General features: G+C 75.7%; 19 protein-coding genes. 18 read left to right on the plus strand and 1 reads right to left on the minus strand.

Translation table 11 applies throughout. The features are described 5' to 3' along the window. The first annotated feature begins 45 nt into the window (after positions 1-45). On the plus strand, positions 46-2,760 hold the full coding sequence (locus GA0070562_RS07185; protein ID WP_091417343.1) for a helix-turn-helix transcriptional regulator: 2,715 nt from the start codon (positions 46-48) through the stop codon (positions 2,758-2,760). A 133-nt stretch (positions 2,761-2,893) separates the two neighbouring features. Here the strand turns inward: GA0070562_RS07185 and GA0070562_RS07190 are convergent, their stop codons facing one another. Further along, positions 2,894-3,652, minus strand: a complete 759-nt coding sequence (locus GA0070562_RS07190; RefSeq protein WP_091417346.1) for a class I SAM-dependent methyltransferase — start codon at positions 3,650-3,652, stop codon at positions 2,894-2,896. Positions 3,653-3,834: 182 nt separating this feature from the next. Here GA0070562_RS07190 and GA0070562_RS07195 point away from each other — a divergent pair, with 182 nt between their 5' ends. The 17 genes from GA0070562_RS07195 to GA0070562_RS07275 all read left to right on the plus strand — a co-directional run bounded on the left by GA0070562_RS07195 (position 3,835) and on the right by GA0070562_RS07275 (position 19,451). Further along, the gene (locus tag GA0070562_RS07195; RefSeq protein ID WP_091417349.1) at positions 3,835-6,114 is read left to right on the plus strand and encodes an FAD-dependent oxidoreductase; all 2,280 of its coding nucleotides are present in this window, start codon (positions 3,835-3,837) and stop codon (positions 6,112-6,114) included. After that, the gene (locus GA0070562_RS07200; RefSeq protein ID WP_091417354.1) at positions 6,111-6,431 is read left to right on the plus strand and encodes a putative quinol monooxygenase; all 321 of its coding nucleotides are present in this window, start codon (positions 6,111-6,113) and stop codon (positions 6,429-6,431) included. The genes GA0070562_RS07195 and GA0070562_RS07200 overlap by 4 nt, the downstream gene beginning before the upstream one ends. After that, complete coding sequence (locus GA0070562_RS07205; RefSeq protein WP_091417357.1) at positions 6,428-7,654, plus strand: cytochrome P450 family protein; 1,227 nt, start codon at positions 6,428-6,430, stop codon at positions 7,652-7,654. The genes GA0070562_RS07200 and GA0070562_RS07205 overlap by 4 nt, the downstream gene beginning before the upstream one ends. A 53-nt stretch (positions 7,655-7,707) precedes the next feature. Next, a complete protein-coding gene (locus tag GA0070562_RS07210; RefSeq protein WP_091417361.1) occupies positions 7,708-8,373 on the plus strand; it encodes a TcmI family type II polyketide cyclase in 666 nt (221 codons plus the stop codon). Between the two features lie 90 nt (positions 8,374-8,463). Then, positions 8,464-8,844 carry a DUF1622 domain-containing protein gene (locus tag GA0070562_RS07215; RefSeq protein WP_091418442.1) on the plus strand — a complete coding sequence of 127 codons (381 nt, stop codon included), beginning with the start codon at positions 8,464-8,466 and terminating at the stop codon, positions 8,842-8,844. A gap of 29 nt (positions 8,845-8,873) precedes the next feature. Beyond that, the gene (locus tag GA0070562_RS07220; RefSeq protein ID WP_091418445.1) at positions 8,874-9,350 is read left to right on the plus strand and encodes a macro domain-containing protein; all 477 of its coding nucleotides are present in this window, start codon (positions 8,874-8,876) and stop codon (positions 9,348-9,350) included. A gap of 108 nt (positions 9,351-9,458) precedes the next feature. Beyond that, complete coding sequence (locus GA0070562_RS07225; protein ID WP_091417364.1) at positions 9,459-11,609, plus strand: heavy metal translocating P-type ATPase; 2,151 nt, start codon at positions 9,459-9,461, stop codon at positions 11,607-11,609. Positions 11,610-11,703: 94 nt separating this feature from the next. After that, positions 11,704-12,105, plus strand: a complete 402-nt coding sequence (locus GA0070562_RS07230) for a TOBE domain-containing protein (protein ID WP_091417368.1) — start codon at positions 11,704-11,706, stop codon at positions 12,103-12,105. Continuing rightward, complete coding sequence (modA, locus tag GA0070562_RS07235) at positions 12,102-12,884, plus strand: molybdate ABC transporter substrate-binding protein (protein WP_091417371.1); 783 nt, start codon at positions 12,102-12,104, stop codon at positions 12,882-12,884. The genes GA0070562_RS07230 and modA overlap by 4 nt, the downstream gene beginning before the upstream one ends. Continuing rightward, entirely contained in the window at positions 12,881-13,678 is a 798-nt protein-coding gene (locus GA0070562_RS07240; protein WP_091417374.1) for an ABC transporter permease, read from the plus strand. The genes modA and GA0070562_RS07240 overlap by 4 nt, the downstream gene beginning before the upstream one ends. Beyond that, positions 13,675-14,730 (plus strand): ABC transporter ATP-binding protein, encoded by a 1,056-nt coding sequence (locus GA0070562_RS07245; RefSeq protein ID WP_091417376.1) that lies wholly within the window; start codon positions 13,675-13,677, stop codon positions 14,728-14,730. Before GA0070562_RS07240 ends, GA0070562_RS07245 begins: the two co-directional genes overlap by 4 nt. Before the next feature lie 95 nt (positions 14,731-14,825). Then, on the plus strand, positions 14,826-15,098 hold the full coding sequence (locus GA0070562_RS07250; RefSeq protein WP_091417380.1) for a hypothetical protein: 273 nt from the start codon (positions 14,826-14,828) through the stop codon (positions 15,096-15,098). 49 nt (positions 15,099-15,147) lie between these two features. Then, on the plus strand, positions 15,148-16,167 hold the full coding sequence (locus GA0070562_RS07255; RefSeq protein ID WP_372443302.1) for a zinc-dependent alcohol dehydrogenase: 1,020 nt from the start codon (positions 15,148-15,150) through the stop codon (positions 16,165-16,167). A 2-nt stretch (positions 16,168-16,169) separates the two neighbouring features. After that, on the plus strand, positions 16,170-16,568 hold the full coding sequence (locus GA0070562_RS07260) for a 6-pyruvoyl trahydropterin synthase family protein (RefSeq protein WP_091418448.1): 399 nt from the start codon (positions 16,170-16,172) through the stop codon (positions 16,566-16,568). 4 nt (positions 16,569-16,572) lie between these two features. After that, on the plus strand, positions 16,573-17,610 hold the full coding sequence (locus GA0070562_RS07265; protein WP_091417386.1) for a glycosyltransferase family 4 protein: 1,038 nt from the start codon (positions 16,573-16,575) through the stop codon (positions 17,608-17,610). Beyond that, positions 17,607-18,416 (plus strand): small ribosomal subunit Rsm22 family protein, encoded by an 810-nt coding sequence (locus GA0070562_RS07270; RefSeq protein WP_091417389.1) that lies wholly within the window; start codon positions 17,607-17,609, stop codon positions 18,414-18,416. The genes GA0070562_RS07265 and GA0070562_RS07270 overlap by 4 nt, the downstream gene beginning before the upstream one ends. Before the next feature lie 138 nt (positions 18,417-18,554). Then, a complete protein-coding gene (locus GA0070562_RS07275) occupies positions 18,555-19,451 on the plus strand; it encodes a lysylphosphatidylglycerol synthase transmembrane domain-containing protein (protein ID WP_225853238.1) in 897 nt (298 codons plus the stop codon). Positions 19,452-19,509: the final 58 nt, after the last annotated feature.

The following is a 19,509-nucleotide window of genomic DNA, read 5'->3' on the forward strand; positions in this document are numbered from 1 at the left end:
GTCCGCCTCTTTTCCGACGGGTTGCCCATAGGTGACACTGGATGCATGGTTTCTGCATCGACAGTGCACATAGCCTTGCGGGGTCGGGACGACGAGTGCGACGCGATCCGCCGCCTCCTCGACCGCGACGACGGCGGCGCGCTGCTGTTCCACGGGCCGCCCGGCTCCGGGCGCAGCGCCCTGCTGGCGTACGCCCGCAGGTGGGCCGGGCAGCGCGCGGTGCTCGCCGGCGCCGGCCTGGCCGACGAGGCCACACTGCCCTACGCCGGGCTGCACCGCCTGCTCGACCCGGTGCTGGACGCGGACGCGGCGCTCCCGGTGCGGCAGCGGCGGCTGCTGCGCCGCGCGCTCGGCGGCGACGGGTGCCCGGCCGAGCAGCGGCTGGCCCTGGCCGCGGCGGTGCGGTCCCTGCTCGCCGCCGTGGCGGCGGACCGGCCGCTGCTGTGCACGGTGGACGACCTCGACACCGGCGATCCGCAGAGCGCCTGGACGCTGGCCGTGGTGGCGCGCCGGCTGCGCCGGCTGCCGGTGGCGATGCTGCTGAGCGCCACCGCGCCGGCCACTGTCGACGGCGTACCGGCCCACGGGTTGCGCCCGCTGGACGCCCACGAGTGCCGCGCGATGCTCGCCGGGCTGCGGGAGCGGCCACCCGCGCCGGTGGCCGCCGCGCTGGCCGCGCTCAGCCGAGGAAGCCCGGCCGCGCTCGCCGACCTGGCGGGCAGCCTCACCCCCGGCCAGTGGCGAGGCGAGGCGCCGCTGCCCGACGCGCCGCCGGTGGACGGCGCGCTCGCCGCCGCGTACCGGGCCCGCCTGGACCGGCTGCCGGTACCGACCCGGCGGATGGTGCTGCTGGCCGCGCTCGACCCCGGTGACGACCCGGGCACGCTCGTCCGTGCCGCGTGGGCGGCCGGCCTGACGCTCGAGGCGCTCGCCCCCGCCGAGGCGGCCGGCCTGCTGCGCACCGGGCCCGGCGGGGTGACGTTCCCGCACCCGCTCGCCCGGACGATGATCACCGCCGTCGCGCCGCTCGCCGACCTGCGCGCGGCCCACCTGCTGCTGGCCGGCACGCTGGCCGAGGGCGCGCTGGGCCGGGCGCTGCGCCACGCCACCGCCGCCGACTGTCCGTCCGACGTGCTCGCCGCCGAGCTGACGGCGGCGGTCGACGAGGTGCCGGACCGCGCCGCCGCGGCGGTCGTGCTGCGCCGCGCCGCCGAACTGAGCCCCGACCCCGGCCGCGCCGCCGAGCTGACCATCGCCGCCGCGCGGTGCGCCTGGACCGCCGGCGACCCGGACCAGGCCCGAGGGCTGCTACGGCGCCTGACTGCGGGACCGGCGCACGGCCGGGCCGACCTGCTCCGCGGCGACATGCAACTGCGCTGCGACGCGCCCGCCGCAGCGGTCGCCACGCTGCTGGCCGCCGCCGACGCGATCGCGCCGGCCGACCGGCGGGCCGCGCTGCTGGCGCTGGTCCGGGCCGGCGAGGCCATCTGCGTCACCGGCGACCAGTACCGGTACGCCGAGGTGGCCCGCCGGGCCGAGGCGCTGCGGCGGCCCGGCGACCCGCCCGAACTCGACCTGCTCGCCACGTTCGCCGAGGGCGTCGGGGCGACGCTGCGCGGCGACCACGCGCGCGGCGGCCCGGCGCTGCGCCGGGTCGTCGTGATCGGCGGCCGGCTGACCGGGCCCGCGCTCACCCCTGGCGCGCTCGTCTGCGCCGCCGCGGCCGCCCTGCTGGTCGCCGTGGACGGTCCCGCGCACCGGCTCGCCGGCCGGGCGGTGGAGGTGGCCCGCTCGCGCGGCCAGCTGTCCCTGCTGCCCCGGGCGCTGGAGCTGCGGGCCGTCGCCGAATACTGGCTGGGCCGGCACGAGGCCGCGGCGGAGACCGCCCGCGAGGGCGTGCACGCCGCCCGCGCCGGTGGCCAGCACGTGTGCGCCCAGGTGCACCTCGGCATCCTGGCCGTGCTGGCCGCGGTCCGCGCCGACCGGGACGCCGCGCTGGCCCGGATCGCCGAGATCGGTGACGGGGCCGCGCCGGGGAGCCGGCCGGACGCGTACGCCCGCTGGGCGCTCGGCGTGCTGGACCTGATCGACGGCCGGTACGCCGACGCGGTGGCCCGGCTGTCCGCGCTGGCCCGTACCGGCACCGGCCGGGGGCAGGTGCTGGTCCAGGTGATGGCCACGCCGTACCTGGTGGAGGCCGCCGCCCACGACGGCGGGCGGCCGGCCGCCGCGCTGGCCGTGTTCGACCACTGGGCCAGCAGCACGGCGAGCCCGTCGCGGCGGGCGCTCGCCGCGCGCTGCCGGGCGCTGCTGGCGCCGCGCGGCGGCCCGGAGGCCGAACGGGAGTTCCACGCGGCGCTGCGGCTGCACCCGGCCGACACCGACCGGTTCGAGCGCGCCCGCACCGAGTTGCTGTTCGGCCGCGAGCTGCGCCGCCGGCGCCGGCCCCGGGACGCCCGCGCGCACCTGCACCGGGCCCGGGAGGCGTTCACGCTGCTCGGCGCGACCGTCTGGGCCGACCGGGCGGGGGAGGAGTTGCGCGCGGCGGGGGAGTCGGTCGGGCCGGTGCGGCACGGTCCGGAGCAGCTGCTGACCGGGCAGCAGCTGCACATCGCCCGGCTGGTCGCGGAAGGGGCGACCAACCGGGAGATCGCCACCCGGATGTGCCTGTCCACCCGGACCGTCGACCACCACCTGCGCAACGTCTTCCACCGGCTCGGCGTGCGCTCGCGTACCGAACTGGCCCGCCTGTTGTCCTGATCGGGCGGGCCGGCTCGGTGCGCGTCGTGTCGCGGCCGTCGTCGCGCCCGGCCACGCGCGGGCTGTGCCGAGCCCCGGCGGCGAGTCGGGCCGGGCCGGGCCGGGGGGCGAGCGGTGTCCGGCCGCGACGCCGTCAGCGCAGCGCGGCCACCGCGGCGTCCCCGCCGCCGCGCCAGAGCACGCCGGCCTCGGCGAAGCCGGCCGCGCGCAGCGCGTCCAGGTGCCACGCCGCGGGCGGGCTCCACTCCGGGCTGTGCCCGGTCGGGTAGATCTGCCGCCGCTTCTCCACGAGCGGGCCGAGCACCGGGTCGTCGGCCGCCTGCGCCCACCAGTCCGGCCAGGACAGCGCCGCGCCGGCGCGGTGCCGGGCGTCCCGGCGCGCCCGTGCGCGTTCGCCGAGCCGTGCGGTGAGCGTCGGCATCGCGTCGTCGGGCATGTGGTCGGCGTTGACGAACACGCCGCCGGGGCGCAGCACGTCGCGGATCTCGCGGTAGAGCTCGGCCAGGCGCGGACCGTCCACCCAGTGCAGGGCGGTGGCGGTGAGTACGGCGTCGTAGTCGCGGTGCGGCAGGGTGGCGGCCCAGTCGGACCGGTTGAGGTCGGCGGTCACCACAGTGGCCCGGCCGGCCAGCGCCGCCTCGGCGAGGGTGAGCAGCACCGGGTCGAGGTCGAGCACCGTCACCTCGGCGTCGGGCCGTCGGGCCAGCGCCCGCAGGCTGATCGAGCCGGTGCCGCCGGCCAGGTCGAGCACCCGCGGCGGCCGGTCGCCGGTGACCGCCTCGACGGCGTCGAGCATCGCGTCGAAGCGGTGCTCCCGGTCCGGCATGAACGTCTCCTGCTGCCGGTCCCAGCTGTCCTGCCAGGCGCGCACGTCCAAGTCGTAAGGAGTCATGCCGCTCACGATAGTTACCGCTAGGGGCCCTGTCGAGGCTTGTTGCCAAACTTTTGCAATAAGTGGGGAGCGTCCCGACGGCGTCACCGGGACCGGACGTGCGGCGGGCCGACGGTGACGAGCGGGTGACGCGCGCTGCGGCAGGGTCGCGGCACGACGACGGCACCGTTCGAGGGGGCTGCATGATCAGGACGATGCTCCGGCTGCGCGCGCGCACCGGCTGCGAGCCCGCGGTCGGGCCGGCCTTCGAGACGGTCGCCGGGCAGCTCGGCGCCCTGGCCGGCAACCTGCGGCACGAGCTGCTGCGCGACGCCCTCGACCCGAGCGGCTTCGTCGTCGTCACCGAGTGGGCCGACGAGGCGGCGCTGCGCGCGTACCGGCGCGGGCCGGTGGCGGCCCGCCTGGCCGGCCTGCTCCGGCCGCTGGCCGAGCCGGCGGACGGCCCCGAGTACCCGCTGATGCGCGAGACCGGGGACGGAACGGGCCCGGTCTACGTGGACGTCGAGCTGACAGTGCCGCTCGACCGGCTCGCCGAGTTCCATCGGGGCTACCCCGAGGTGGTCCGGCGGATGACCTCGATACCCGGCTACCGCCGCGAACAGCTGCTGCGCGAACCCGGCTCGGACATCCACCACATCTTCGCCGAGTGGGACGGCGCCGCGCCGTTCCTCGCCTGGATCGGCGACCCGGCCCACGCCTCGGCGCAGGCCGGACCGATCGCACCGTTCCTTCTCGACATCCGGCGCCGGCTGTTCCACGTCGTGCCCGACGCGGACGACCGCCGACACCCCACCACGGGCTGGGAGGCCGACGTGCACAGGACAACAGACGTACTCGTCGTCGGGGCGGGGCCCACCGGGCTGACCGCCGCCGTCGAACTGGCCCGGCGGGGCATCGACTGCCTGGTGATCGACAAACAGGTCACCCCGCCCGGTCACGCGGACAAGGCGATCGGCGTGCACTGCCGCACCATGGAGATCTGGGAGGAGCAGGGCGTCGTCCGGGAGGCCATGGACGCCGGCATCTGGCTCACCGGCAACATGGTCTTCGTCAACGGCGAGCAGACCCACCGGATGAGCTGGGAGCTGCCCGGCCTGCCGTACGCCCACCTCGGCCTGCCGCAGTACGAGACCGAGCGGATCCTCACCGCCCGGCTGGCCACGCTCGGGGTGCGCCCGCAGCGCGGCGCCGAACTGGTCGACTTCACCCAGGACGCCGAGGGCGTGACCGCCACCGTCCGGACCGCCGACGGCGGCACCGAGACGGTACGCGCGGCGTACCTGGTCGGCGCCGACGGCGCGCACAGCCGGGTACGGGAGCGGCTCGGGCTCACCTTCACCGGCGGGCTGGGCCGGTTCCCGCAGCTGTTCATGCTGGTGGACGTCGACGTGGACTGGGACATGCCGGACGGGCACCTGCTGCGGTTCCTGCACATGACCGACGGGCAGATGGACGGGATGCTGGTCTGCGTACCGCTGCGCGGCGAGCACCGCTACCGCATCGCCACCCTCGCCCCGCCCCGGTTCTTCGCCCAGACCGGCGGGCGCGACGCCCCGCCCGGGTTCAGCGAGGAACTCGACGAGCCGACCATCTCCGACGTGCAGGCCGCGCTGGACCGCCTCGCGCCACCCGGTACCCGGGCGAGCAACCTGCGCTGGTCCTCGGTGTTCCGGATCAGCCACGGCATCGTCGACCGCTACCGCGAGGGCCGCGTGTTCGTCGCCGGGGACGCCGCCCACCTGCACCCGCCCGCCGGCGGGCAGGGCATGAACACCGGCATCCAGGACACCTGGAACCTGGCCTGGAAGCTGGCCCTGGCGGTACGCGGGCTCGCCGCGCCCGGCCTGCTGGACAGCTACGAGACCGAACGGCGGCCGGAGGGCGAGGAGATCGTCGGCCGCGCGGTGCGGATGGCCGGCACCGAGGAGGTGGACCGCGCCGACCTGGAACGGCAGTTCCTCCAGGAGATGTCCATGCTGCTCAGCTACGCCGGCAGCCCGCTGGTCGGGGAGACCGTCGCCGACCCGGCAGCGCTCGGTGACGCGCCCCGCCCCGGCGACCGCGCGCCGGACGTGGACGGGCTGCGCCGCCGCGGCGTCGGCCACCCGCTGCGACTGCGGGACCTGACCCGGGGCACCCGCCACACGCTGCTGCTCTACGCCGACGGCACCGCCGGCGCGGGGGAGCTGGCCGCGTTCACCGGGCTGTGCGCCGACGCGCGCCGGCTGGCCGGCGGGGAAATCGAGGCGTACCTGCTGCTCGACCCGGACGCCGACGAACCGCGACTGCTCGACCCACCAGTGGTACGCGACGCCGAGCGGCGCTTCCGCGCCGCGTACGGGCTGGACGGCACCGGTCTGTACCTGATCCGCCCGGACGGGCACGTCGGGTTCCGGGGCGCGCCCGTCGACCCGGACGCGCTGCGCAAGCACCTGCACCTGGTGTTCGGGAGCGCCAGGTGAGCCGGGTCCGGACCGTGCTGTCGATGCGGACCCGGGAGGGCTGCGAGGAGCGCTTCGAGGCCGAGTGGCTCACCGCGGCCGAACAGATCCGCACGCTGGACGGCTGCCTGCACCAGGACCTGGTCCGCGACGCCGACGACCCACGCAGCTACCTGATCATCAGCGACTGGGCGGACCGCGAGCGGCTCGACGCGTTCGGCCGCAGCACACACCGGGACCGGCTGCTGAGCATCATCCGCGAGCTGCGCGAGTCCGCCGACCGGCACACCTACCAGGTGCTGCACAGCGTGACCGGCGAGCCGGGGGAGGGGCGATGACAGACGACGTGCTGCCGGCGAGCGAGCTCTACACCGACGCGTTCGCGGCCGATCCGTACCCCACCCTGGCCCGGCTGCGCGCGGACCGGCCGGTCTGCCCGGTCGGCTCGCCGCGCTTCGACTCCTGGCTGATCACCCGCTTCGACGACGCGCGCACGGCGCTGACCGACCCGCGCCTGTCCAAGGACCTGTACGGCCCGGAGCAGCACTACCTGAAGATCTTCGGCCCGAACTCCGAGGGCCTGAACCGCAACATGCTCAACTCCGACCCGCCGGAGCACACCCGGCTGCGCCGGGTCGTGTCGCAGGCGTTCGCGCCCCGGCGGATCGAGGCGTTGCGCCCCCGGGTGGCGTCGATCGTCGACCAGCTCATCGACAAGATGGCGCCGCACGGCGAGGCGGACCTGATGCACGAGTTCGCCATCCCGCTGCCGATGACAGTCATCTGCGAACTGCTCGGTGTGCCGCCGGCCGACCATGACCGGGTGCTGGACTGGACCCAGGTCATCCGCACCTCCGGCTCCACCAGCCGACCTCCGGCCCAGGAGCGGGCGGCGGTGCAGGAGGCCCAGCTCCGGCTGCACCAGTACCTGGCCGGGCTGGTCCGCGCCAAGCGCGACGACCCGGCCGACGACATCATCGGCGCGCTGATCAAGGCGGTCGACGAGGACGGGACGCTGTCCGAGGCGGAACTGGTGACCACCACCTTCCTGCTGCTGTTCGCCGGGCACCAGACCACCGCCGACTTCCTCGGCAACGCCGTACTGGCCCTGCTGACCCACCCAGAGCAGATGGAACTGCTGCGCGCAACGCCCCGCCTGCTGCCCGCCGCCATCGAGGAGCTGCTCCGGTTCGACGGGCCGCTGCCCGTGGCCAGCCCGCGCATCGCCACCGAGGACGTCGACTACCAGGGCGTACGCATCCCGCGCGGCGCGATCGTCGGGGTGGCGATCAACGCGGCCAACCACGACCCGGCGCACTTCGCCGACCCGGACCGGCTGGACCTGCGCCGGGTCCGGGGCCCGCACCTCGGGTTCGGTCACGGCGTCCACTACTGCCTGGGCGTCTCGCTGGCCCGGATGGAGGCCGAACTCGCGCTCGGCGCGCTGCTGCGGCGGCTGCCCGGGCTGCGTCTGGGCGTACCGCTCGCCGAGGTGCGCCGGCTACCGGCCGCCTCGCCGTTCCGCGGCCTGCTGGAACTGCCGGTCACCTTCACCGCCTGACGGCGCCGCCGCCTCGCGCCGCCGCCCTCCGTCGCAATCATCAAGGAGCAGTCATGGTCTTCCGCAACGTGATCGTCTGTCACATGGTCCCCGGCAGCGAGCAGATCGTCGGCGGCGTGTTCGGCCACTACGACCAGGCCACCCGGCCGCAGGACCTGGGCGTCATCGGCCGGTACCTGCTGTCGCACCACGACCTCTACATCCACGTGATCGAGCGGGAGCAGGACCCGCGGATCTCCGGGCAGACCCGTGGCCTGCCCGCCTTCCAGAAGATCGCCGAGGAGATCGGCCCGTACGTCACGCCGTACCCGCGCTACTGGAAGAACCCGTCGGACTCGGTGGCCAAGGAGTTCTACCACTGGGCGCCCGAGGGCGAGCCGCCCGCCGACACCACGCTCACCGTGATCGTCGGGCGGATCAAGCCGGGCGCCGAGCCGGACGTGGCACGGGTCTTCGGCGAGTCCGACGCCGGTTCGCTCCCGGCCGACCTCGGCGTCACCGGCCGCTGGCTCTACTCGATCGACGACGTCTACGTGCACCTGCTCGAACAGGAGTCGTCGGCGGCCGAGGCCACCCGCGACCGGCACGGCGACAAGCCGGCCTTCGGCAAGGTGATGCAGGACCTGGGCCCGTACATCGAGCCGTACCGGCCGGACCGGTGGCAGGGCCCGCAGGACTCCGTCGCCGGCGTCTTCTACCGCTGGCAGGCCCAGGACTGACCCGATCCGCGCTCCCGCCCACCGGGTGGCGGGGGCGCGGAAACGCCGCCCCCGCCACCGGCCGTACGCCAGGCTGGTGCGGGGGTGCCGGTGTCGACGAAGGAGATCGTCCAGCACGTCGGGGCGCTGCTGGACCTGGCCGGGGTGCTCGTCATCGCGTTCGGCGTCGCGGTCGCCACGGCGGTGTTCGCGGTGCGCTGCGCCCGGACCCGGCAGGTGGTCGCGCACTACCGGGCGTACCGGCAGGGGGTCGGCCGGGCCATCCTGCTCGGCCTGGAGTTCCTGGTCGGCGGCGACATCATCCGTACGGTCGCGGTGTCGCCCACGTTCACCAGCGTCGGCGTGCTGGCGCTGATCGTGCTGGTCCGTACGTTCCTCAGCTTCTCGCTGGAGGTGGAGCTGGACGGCCGCTGGCCCTGGCAGGGCCGGACTCCGGCCGAGCGGCCGAGCGTGGGCGCCCGCCCCCAGTGAGCGTCGTACGCCTGCGGCAGTATCCGTGCGTGGCGGAACTCCGAATCGCGCGCGGCGACGCGACCAGCCCGCAGGCGAAGGGGCGCAAGATCATCGCCCACGTCTGCAACGATCTGGGCGGCTGGGGAAAGGGCTTCGTCCTCGCCGTCTCGCGGCGCTGGCCGGAGCCGGAACGTGACTACCGGGAGTGGCACCGGCAGCGGGCCGGCAACGACTTCGGGCTGGGCGCCGTCCGGCTGGTGCGGGTCGCGCCGGACCTGTGGGTGGCCAACATGGTGGGCCAGCGCGGAATGCGCCGGGGCAGCGCCGGTCCGCCGATCCGGTACGACGCGGTGGAGCGCTGCCTCGCCGCGCTGGCCGTCCAGGCCGAGGAACTGGGCGCGTCGGTGCACATGCCCCGTATCGGTTGCGGGCTGGCCGGCGGCTCGTGGCAGCGGATCGAGCCGTTGATCCGGCGCGCGCTGTCCGAGCGCGGCATCCCGGTGACCGTCTACGACCGTTCCTGATCTGAGCTGATCGATTCCGTCGCGCCACGTGACGGTATCGACGGGCACTGTCTCCGCCACTTCGCCGAGCCAATGCCGACTGGTACCCCCAGGGGGTATGGTGGTGCGATGGAGCACGGATCTGGTCACGACACCGGCCACCACGGTGGCGGTCATGGCGGCGGCCACGCCGGGCACGACCCGGAGCAGTTCCGCCGCCGGTTCTGGCTGAGCCTGGCGCTCACCGTGCCGATCGTCGTCACCAGCCACATGGTGATGGACTGGTTCGGCTACTCGCTGGACTTCCCGGGCGTGCGCTGGGTCGGCCCGGTGCTCGGCACCGTGGTCTTCCTCTACGGCGGCTGGCCGTTCCTCGCCGGCGGCCTGCGTGAGCTGCGCGAGCGTGCCCCCGGGATGATGCTGCTGATCTCGATGGCGATCGTGGTCGCGTACGTCGCCTCGGCAGCCACCAGCATCGGCCTGTTCGACCTGGACTTCTGGTGGGAGCTGGCCGCGCTGGTCACCATCATGCTGCTCGGCCACTGGCAGGAGATGCGGGCCGTCGGGCAGGCACGCGGTGCGCTGGGTGCGCTCGCTGCGCTGCTGCCCGACGACGCCGAGCGCCTGGACGACGCGGGGCGGCCGCATCCGGTGCCGGTCGCCGAGCTGCGGGTGGACGACCTGGTGCTGGTCCGGCCGGGCGGGCGGGTGCCGGCCGACGGGCGGATCGTCGAGGGCGCCGCCGAGCTGGACGAGTCGATGATCACGGGGGAGTCGCGGCCGGTGGCCCGCTCCGCCGGTGACCGGGTGGTCGCCGGCACCGTGGCCACCGACTCGACCATCCGGGTACGCGTCGAGGCGGTCGGCGCGGACACCGCGCTGGCCGGCATCGGGCGGCTCGTGGCGCAGGCGCAGGCATCCGGCGGCCGCGCGCAGGTGCTCGCCGACCGGTTCGCCGCGCTGCTGTTCTACCTGGCGGCGTTCGCCGGCCTGGCGACGTTCGCGGTCTGGGCGCTGCTCGGCGACCCCGACCAGGCGGTGGTACGGACCGTGACCGTGCTGGTGATCGCCTGCCCGCACGCGCTCGGCCTGGCGATCCCGCTGGTGGTGGCGCTGTCCACCGCGCTGTCGGCCCGCGCCGGCATCCTGGTCAAGGACCGGCTCGCGCTGGAGCGGATGCGCACCGTCGACACCGTCCTGTTCGACAAGACCGGCACGCTCACCACCGGCCGGCACACGGTCACCGGCGTGGCCACCACCGCCGGGCTGGACTCCGGCGCCGCCCTGGCCCTGGCCGGCGCGGTGGAGGCCGACAGCGAGCACCCCCTGGCCCGGGCGCTCGTCGCCGCCGCCGACGCGCGGTCGACGTCCCCGGCCGGGTCCGACGCCGGGCCGACCCCTCCCGGGCCGACGTCTGCGGCCGAGCCCGACGCCGGGCCGACGTCTGCGGCCGAGGCCGGCCCGGCGCGTCCGGTCGCGCGCGGCTTCCGGGCGCTGGCCGGCCGTGGCGTGCGGGCCACAGTGGACGGCGTGGACTGGGCGGTCGGCGGGCCGGCGCTGCTGCGCGAACTGGGCGCCCCGGTGCCGGACGATCTGCGCCGTGCGGCCGGGGAATGGTCGGGCCGGGGCGCCGCTGTGCTGCACCTGGTCCGGCTGCCCGAGGGCGGCCCGCCGGAGGTGACCGCCGCGTTCGCGATGGAGGATCAGGTCCGCCCGGAGGCGCGGGCCGCCGTGGCCGAGCTGCGCGACCTCGGCGTACGCAAGATCGTGATGATCACCGGCGACGCGCGCCCGGTCGCCGAGGCGGTGGCCGCCGACCTCGGGTTCCGGCCCGGCGTCGACGAGGTCTTCGCCGAGGTGCTTCCCGCCGACAAGGACAAGGCGGTGGCCGAGCTACGCGGTCGCGGACTCACGGTGGCGATGGTCGGCGACGGCGTGAACGACGCCCCGGCGCTGGCTCGCGCCGACGTCGGGCTGGCCATCGGCGCGGGCACCGACGTGGCGATCGAGTCCGCCGGGGTGGTGCTCGCCGGCTCCGACCCGCGCGGCGTCGGCGGCGTGATCCGGCTGTCCCGCGCGTCGTACCGCAAGATGCGGCAGAACCTGGCCTGGGCGGCCGGCTACAACGTGGTCGCGATCCCGCTCGCCGCCGGTGTGCTGGCCTGGGCGGGAATCGCGCTCAGCCCGGCACTGGGCGCGGTGCTGATGTCCGCCTCCACCATCGTGGTGGCGCTCAACGCCCAACTGCTGCGCCGGGTCCGGATCGCGCCTGCCGAATGAGCCGCAGTTCCGGGCCCTGAACCGGCCGGAGGCCCGCGGTTGCGAGCGATACTGCCCCTTCCGGCCCGCACCTGCGGCCCGTTAGGGTGAGCGCGTGACGGTGTTCCGGATCGGCGAGGCAGCCGAGCTGCTCGGGGTCAGCGCGGATACGGTCCGCCGCTGGATCGACGCCGGCAGGCTGCCGGCCACCCGCGACGAGCACGGCCACCGGGTGCTCGACGGCGCCGACGTCGCCGCGTTCGTCCGCGCCCCCGGCCACCCCGAACTGTCCTCGGCCCGCAACCGGCTGCGCGGCATCGTCACCGCCGTCGTGAAGGACACCGTGATGGCCCAGGTCGACATCCAGGCGGGGCCGTTCCGGGTGGTGTCGCTGATGAGCCGCGAGGCCGTCGACGACCTCGACCTCCAGGTCGGCTCCGTCGCCGTCGCGGTGATCAAGTCGACCACCGTCGTGGTCGAGCGCGCCTCCACCCCCAGGGGAAGGACCAGCCCGTGACCGTACGGTGGATCCGCGCCGCGCTCGCCGCCGCGCTGGTGGGGGCGCTCGGCCTGACCGGGTGCGGCGGCGCGGACGAACCGGCCGGGCCCGACGTCGCCGGCCCGGTGACGGTGTTCGCCGCCGCCTCGCTCACCGAGTCGTTCACCCGGCTCGGCAAGGAGTACGAGGCCGCCCACCCGGGCAGCAGCGTCACGTTCAACTTCGGCGGCAGTTCCGGGCTCGCCACCCAGATCACCCAGGGCGCACCCGCCGACGTGTTCGCCGCCGCCTCCCCGGCCACCATGAAGACGGTCACCGACGCCGGTGACGCCACCGGCGAACCGGCCGTGCTGGTCCGCAACCAGCTCGTCGTCGCCGTACCCCGGGGTAACCCGGCCCGGGTCGGCGGCCTGGCCGACCTGGCCCGACCCGGTGTCAAGGTGGCGCTGTGCGCCGAGCAGGTGCCCTGCGGCGCCGCCGCGCGCACCGCGGTCGACGCGGCGGGTGTGCGGCTGACGCCCGCCACGCTCGAACAGGACGTCAAGGGCGCGCTGGCCAAGCTGCGCCTCGGCGAGGTCGACGCCGCGCTTGTCTACCGCACCGACGTACGCGCCGCACCCGGGCTCGACGCGGTCGAGTTCCCCGAGTCCGCGCGCGCGGTGAACGACTACCCGATCGTGGTGCTGCGCGCCGCCGGCAACCCGGCCGGCGCCCGCGCCTTCGTCGACTTCGTCCGCTCCGACGCCGGGCTCGCCGTGCTCACCGCCGCCGGGTTCCAGGCCCCGCCCGGCGGATGAGCCGCACAGTACGCCGGCAGCGGGTGCCGATCGCCCTGCTCGTGCCCGCCGGGCTCGGCCTGACCTTCCTCGTCCTGCCGCTGGCCGGTCTGCTGCTCCGGGCGCCCTGGACCACGCTGCCCCGGCGGCTGACCGAACCGGGTGTGCTCACCGCGCTGCGGTTGTCGCTGGAGACCGCCACCGTCGCCACGTTGCTCTGCGTGGTGCTCGGCGTACCCCTGGCGTGGCTGCTGGCCCGGGTGGAGTTCCCCGGGCGGCGGCTGGTCCGGGCGCTGGTCACGGTGCCGCTGGTGCTGCCGCCGGTGGTCGGCGGCGTGGCGCTGCTGCTGGTCTTCGGCCGGCGCGGGCTGATCGGGTCGTGGCTGGACGAGACGTTCGGCGTGACGCTGCCGTTCACCACCGCCGGGGTGGTGCTGGCCGAGGCGTTCGTGGCCATGCCGTTCCTGGTCATCGCCGTCGAAGGAGCGCTGCGCGGCGCCGACCCCCGGTACGAGGAGGCCGCCGCCACGCTCGGCGCCGGGCGGTTCACCACCTTCACCCGGGTCACGCTGCCGCTCGTCGCCCCGGGCGTGGCGGCCGGCGCGGTGCTCTGCTGGGCGCGCGCGCTCGGCGAGTTCGGCGCCACCATCACGTTCGCCGGCAACTATCCCGGCCGCACCCAGACCATGCCGCTGGCGGTCTACCTGGCGCTGGAGACCGACCTCCAGGCCGCGATCGTGCTGAGCCTGATCCTGCTCACCGTCTCCGTGGTCATCCTCGCCGCGCTGCGCGACCGCTGGGTCGGCAGCACATGACCGCGCTGCTGGACGCGCACCTGGTCGCCGAGCGGGACGGCTTCACCCTCGACGTGCGGCTGCGCATCGCCGCCGGTGAGGTGGTGGCGCTGCTCGGCCCGAACGGCGCCGGCAAGACCACCGCGCTGCGGGTGCTCGCCGGGCTGCACCCGCTCGCCGCCGGTCACCTCACGCTCGACGGCGCCGACCTGGACCGGCCCGACCGCCGGGTGTGGACGCCACCGGAGCGGCGGCCGGTCGGCGTGGTGTTCCAGGACTATCTGCTGTTCCCGCACCTCAGCGCGCTGGACAACGTGGCGTTCGGGCCGCGCCGCCGGGGCGCCGACAAGCGTGCCGCCCGCGCCCGGGCCAAGGAGTGGCTGGACCGGGTCGGCCTCGGGGACCAGGCCCGGCGCCGGCCCCGGCAGCTCTCCGGCGGGCAGGCGCAGCGGGTCGCGCTGGCCCGCGCGCTCGCCGTCGACCCGGCGCTGCTGCTGCTCGACGAGCCACTCGCCGCGCTCGACGCGCGGACCCGGCTGGACACCCGCGCCGAACTCCAGCGCCACCTCGGCGCGCACCCCGGCGCGACACTGCTGGTCACCCACGACCCCCTCGATGCCCTCGTGCTCGCCGACCGACTGGTCATCGTGGAGCACGGCCGGGTGGTCCAGGAGGGCGACGCGGCCACCGTCACGGCCCGGCCACGCACCGACTACGTGGCCCGGCTGGTCGGCCTCAACCTGCACCGCGGCCGTGCCGACGGGCACGCCGTCACAGTCGGTGAGCTGACTCTCACCACCGCCGACACCGTCCACGGTGAGGCGTTCGTCGCCTACCCGCCGGCCGCCGTCGCGCTGCACCCGTCCCGGCCCGAGGGCAGTCCACGCAACGTCTGGGCGGCCACCGTGACCGGCGTGCAACGCCACGGCGACAACCTGCGTGTGCAGCTCACCGGGCCGGTCGAGGTCGCCGCCGACGTCACGCCCGCCGCCGCGGCCCACCTCGGACTGATTCCCGGGCGGCCGGTCTGGGCGGCGGTCAAGGCGGCCGAGACGCGCGCCTACCCGGCGTGACAAACACCGCTGGCCGCGGCATGTGCGCAGGTGAGAGGTTTGATCTGCGCTCAACCGGTCACTGGGACGGTAGCGACGACGCAAAGGGGGACACGGTGCCCGACACGATCCGCAACAGGTCCAGTCAGGACGCCGACCTGCCACGGGGAGTCACCGACCCGTTGCTCTGGCGGGCCGCGTACGACGTGGCCGCCGCCCACCGGCCCGACGAGTCCGGCCGGTGCGAGAGCCTGTTGTGTGACGGTCAGGTCGCGCCGTGTGACGCGCTGACCGCCGCCCACCGGGCCATGGAACTGGCCGGGGACCGGCACGCCGACCGGGCCGAGCCCGAAACCTGGCGTACGGAGCAGCGCCGGCGCGCCGCCTGAGCATCGGGTCGCGGGCGGTTCGAACCGTGGACGCCCCGCTTCCGTGTTTATGATCGACAACTCGGTCGGAATGCGGGGAAGAGGAGAGTTCGTGACGGTCGACGCCCACGCGTTCTGGCTTCGCGCCCCCGGCGAGGGCGAGATCCGGCCGGTCCGGCTCGCCGCGCCGGGTCCAGGTGAGGTGCTGGTCCGTACCCGCTTCTCCGGCGTCAGCCGCGGCACCGAGACGCTCGTGTTCACCGGCCGTGTCCCGGCCGACCAGCACGACGCGATGCGCGCGCCGTTCCAGGAGGGCGACTTCCCGGCCCCGGTCAAGTACGGCTACCTGAGCGTCGGCACCGTCGAGGCGGGCGACGAGGGGCTGCTCGGCCGTACCGTCTTCTGCCTGTACCCGCACCAGAGCGCGTACGTGGTCCCGGCGGACGCCGTGACTGTCGTACCGGACGGTGTGCCGGCGGAGCGCGCGGTGCTGGCCGGCACCGTGGAGACCGCTGTGAACGCGCTCTGGGACGCCGCGCCGCTGGTCGGGGACCGCGTCACGGTGATCGGCGGCGGGATGGTCGGCTGCGCGGTCACCGCGCTGCTGGCCCGTTTCCCCGGCGTCCGGGTCGAACTCGTCGACGCCGACCCGGCCCGCGCCGATGTGGCCGCCGCGCTCGGCGCCGACTTCGCCGCCCCGGCCGACGCGACCGGAGAGCGCGACCTGGTGGTGCACGCCAGCGCCACCTCCGACGGACTGCAACGCGGCCTGGAGCTGCTGCGCCCCGAGGGCACGGTGCTGGAGCTGAGCTGGTACGGCGACCGCCCGGTCACGCTGGCGCTGGGCGGCGCGTTCCACTCCCGACGGCTGGGCATCCGCAGCAGCCAGGTCGGCACCGTGTCGCCCCGGCGGGCCGATCGCAGCTACGCCGACCGGCTCGCGCTCGCCCTGGACCTGTTGGCCGACCCGGCGTTCGACGCGCTGCTCACCGGCCGGTCCCGCTTCGACGACCTGCCCGACGTGCTGGACCGGCTCGCCTCTGGTGAGCTGCCGGCGCTGTGTCATCTCATCACCTACGGCGAGGAGTGATCGTGTTCAGCGTGACCGTCCGGGACCACATGATGGTCGCCCACAGTTTCCGCGGCGAGGTCTTCGGCCCGGCCCAGCGGCTGCACGGGGCGACGTTCGTCGTCGACGCCACGTTCCGCCGCGCCGAGCTGGACGACGACGGGATCGTGGTCGACATCGGGCTGGCCACCGGGCAGCTCAAGGCCGTGCTCGCCGAGCTGAACTACCGCAACCTGGACGACGAGCCCGCCTTCGCCGGGGTGAACACCACCACCGAGGTGCTCGCGCGGACGATCGCCGACCGGCTCGCCGACGCGGTGCACGACGGCCGGCTGGGGGAGGGCGCGCGCGGTCTGGCCGGGATCACCGTCACCCTGCACGAGTCGCACATCGCGTGGGCGAGCTACGAGCGGTCGCTCTGACCGGATGACAGCCGTCCACGTGGTGCTGCCGGGCGACATCGACGACCCGGCGGACCCCAGCGGCGGCAACGCCTACGACCGCCACGTCTGCCGGGGCCTGGCCGGGCGCGGCTGGACGGTACGCGAGCACCAGGTGCCGGGCGGCTGGCCGCACCCGGGGCCACGGGAACGCGCCGACCTGGCCGGGCTGCTCGGCGGGCTGCCCGACGGCGTTCCGGTGCTGCTGGACGGACTGGTCGCCTCGACCGTGCCGGACGTGCTCGCCCCGCACGCCGCGCGGCTGCGCCTGGTGATCCTGGTGCACCTGCCGATCGAGGGCGAGACGGAGGCGCGGTCGCTGGCGGCGGCCACCGCCGTGGTCGCCACCAGCGAGTGGACCCGCGATCGGCTGCTCGACCGCTACCGGTTGTCACCCGGACGGGTGACTGTCGCCCCGCCCGGCGTCGACCCGGCGCCCGTCGCCTCCGGCACGCCCGGCGGGGGACGGCTGCTCTGCGTCGCGGCGGTCACCCCGGTCAAGGGCCACGACGTGCTCGCCGCCGCGCTCACCGAGGTCGCGGACCTCGACTGGACCTGCGACTGGGTGGGTCCGCCGGACCGGGACCGGGCGTTCGCCGACCGGCTGCGCGCTCGGCTGACCGCCACCGGTCTCGGTGGCCGGGTCCGGCTCACCGGTCCACGCACCGGCCCCGACCTGGCCGCCACGTACGCCGCCACCGATCTGCTGGTTGCGCCCTCCCGGCGGGAGACGTACGGGATGGTGGTCACCGAGGCGTTGGCCCGGGGCGTACCGGTGCTGGCGAGCGACACCGGCGGCCTGCCGGACACGCTCGGGCACGCCCCCGGCGGCGACCGGCCCGGTCTGCTGGTGCCGCCGGGCGACCCGGGCGCGACCGCCGCGGCGCTGCGCCGCTGGCTCACCGATCCGGGCCTGCGGGACCGGCTGCGCCGCGCCGCCCGGCAGCGGCGGCACACCCTCACCGGCTGGCCGGTCACAGTGGACCGGCTGGCGACGGCGCTCAAGGAGGCGACCGAGGCATGACCACCTCACTCCCGCCCGGCTTCGCGGACTGGCTGCGGCTGCGCGAGCCCGCCGACGCGGCGGCCCGCAGCGCCGAGCTGGCCGACGCGGTCCGCGACCGGCTGCCCGCCGACCGGCCGCTCGTCGTGCACGACCTGGGCAGCGGCACCGGCTCGATGGCCCGCTGGCTCGCGCCCCGGCTGCCCGGCCCGCAACGCTGGGTGCTGCACGAACGCGACGCGGACCTGCTGGCGCTGGCCCGGGCCGGACGGCTCACCGCCGCCGACGGCGCCCAGGTCACCGTGACCACGCGTGGCTCCGACGTCACCCGGCTGACCGCCGCCGACCTGGCCGACGCCCACCTGGTCACCGCGTCCGCGCTGCTGGACATGCTCACCGCCGAGGAGGTCGAGCGGATGGTGGCGGCCTGCGCCGGTCACCCGACGCTGTTCGCGCTCACCGTGACCGGACGGGCCGAGTTCACCCCGCCGGACCCGCTCGACGCCGAGCTGACCGCCGCGTTCAACGCCCACCAGCGCCGTACCGTCGACGGACGGATCCTGCTCGGACCCGACGCGGTGGACGTCGCCGTGACCGCGTTCCGCCGCCACGGCGTCGAGACGCGCGTGCGGTCCACCCCCTGGCGGCTCGGCCCGGAGCAGGCGGAACTGGCCGCCGAGTGGCTCACCGGCTGGATCGGCGCGGCGGTCGAGGAACGACCGCATCTGTCCGGGCCCGCCGCGACGTATCAGAAGTGGCGGCTCACCGAGGCCGCCGCCGGCCGGCTCGAGGTGGTGCTGCATCACGCCGACCTGCTCGCCGGCTGAACCGTACCGGCCGTCGGCACGTGACAACCGGTGGGAACAAGGGAGGACCGTTTGTCACACGTCGCCGTTGCCGGACCCGTACCGGCCGTCACGCTCGCCCCGCGCCCGGCCCGGCCGGGCCGGGCCTGGGTACGCCCGCTGCTCGGGCTCGCGGTGCTCGCCGCGCTCGTCGCCTCGGTGGGCACCGGCCCGTTCCTGGCGGGGCTGCGGCTGATTGACGCGCCGGCGCTGGCCGCCGCGCTCGGCATCGGCGTGATCACCACCGTCTGCTGCGCCTGGCGCTGGTCGCTCGTCGCCGGTGGGCTGGGCGTACGCCTGCCGATGCGAGCCGCCGTGGCGCACTGCTACCGGGCGGTCTTCCTCAACTCCACGCTTCCCGGCGGCGTGCTCGGCGACGTGCACCGGGCGGTACGGCACGGACGCGACGCCGGCGACGTGGCCCGCGGCGTCCGGGCGGTGGTGTGGGAGCGCACCGCCGGGCAGGTGGTGCAGGTGGTCATCGCGGTGGCGCTGCTGGCCGCGTTCCCGTCGCCGGTGCGCCGGTACCTGCCGGTGCTGGCCGCCGTGCTGGCCGTGGTCGCGCTGGCGCTGGTGCTGGCCGCCCGCGCGGTGCCCCGCTCCGGGGCGTCCCGCTTCGCCCGGGCGGCCCGGACCGCGCTCGCCGACGTCCGCTCCGGAGTGCTGGGCCGCCGGACCTGGGCCGGTGTGGTGATCGCCTCGACAGTGGTGTTCGCCGGCCACCTGGCCACGTTCGTGGTGGCCGCGCGCACGGCCGGTGCGGACGCGCCGCTGTCGCACCTGCTGCCGTTGACGCTGCTCGCCCTGCTGGCCATGGCGGTGCCGCTGAACGTGGGCGGATTCGGGCCGCGCGAGGGGGTGGCCGCCTGGGCGTTCGCCTCGGCCGGGCTGACCGCCGCGCAGGGTGTGGCGACCGGCACGGTGTACGGCGCGCTGGTCCTCGTGGCCAGCCTGCCCGGCGCCGCGGTGCTGCTGGCACGGCGGACGCCCCGGCGCGAGCCCGGCAACTGTCGGTGATCCCGCCTACGGTGGGGGAGCGAGGTGTGCGTCGCCGGGTCCGCCCGGCGACCGGACG

It is taken from the genome of Micromonospora tulbaghiae (assembly GCF_900091605.1).
GTDB classification, from domain to species: domain Bacteria; phylum Actinomycetota; class Actinomycetes; order Mycobacteriales; family Micromonosporaceae; genus Micromonospora; species Micromonospora tulbaghiae.

Bases quoted from the DNA above. Each gene is read 5' to 3' on its own strand.
- GA0070562_RS07185 (WP_091417343.1), top strand. From the start codon at position 46: ATGGTTTCTGCATCGACAGTGCACATAGCCTTGCGGGGTCGGGACGAC.
- GA0070562_RS07190 (WP_091417346.1), bottom strand. From the start codon at position 3,652: ATGACTCCTTACGACTTGGACGTGCGCGCCTGGCAGGACAGCTGGGAC.
- GA0070562_RS07195 (WP_091417349.1), top strand. From the start codon at position 3,835: ATGATCAGGACGATGCTCCGGCTGCGCGCGCGCACCGGCTGCGAGCCC.
- GA0070562_RS07205 (WP_091417357.1), top strand. From the start codon at position 6,428: ATGACAGACGACGTGCTGCCGGCGAGCGAGCTCTACACCGACGCGTTC.
- GA0070562_RS07210 (WP_091417361.1), top strand. From the start codon at position 7,708: ATGGTCTTCCGCAACGTGATCGTCTGTCACATGGTCCCCGGCAGCGAG.
- GA0070562_RS07225 (WP_091417364.1), top strand. From the start codon at position 9,459: ATGGAGCACGGATCTGGTCACGACACCGGCCACCACGGTGGCGGTCAT.
- GA0070562_RS07240 (WP_091417374.1), top strand. From the start codon at position 12,881: ATGAGCCGCACAGTACGCCGGCAGCGGGTGCCGATCGCCCTGCTCGTG.
- GA0070562_RS07245 (WP_091417376.1), top strand. From the start codon at position 13,675: ATGACCGCGCTGCTGGACGCGCACCTGGTCGCCGAGCGGGACGGCTTC.
- GA0070562_RS07255 (WP_372443302.1), top strand. From the start codon at position 15,148: ATGATCGACAACTCGGTCGGAATGCGGGGAAGAGGAGAGTTCGTGACG.
- GA0070562_RS07265 (WP_091417386.1), top strand. From the start codon at position 16,573: ATGACAGCCGTCCACGTGGTGCTGCCGGGCGACATCGACGACCCGGCG.
- GA0070562_RS07270 (WP_091417389.1), top strand. From the start codon at position 17,607: ATGACCACCTCACTCCCGCCCGGCTTCGCGGACTGGCTGCGGCTGCGC.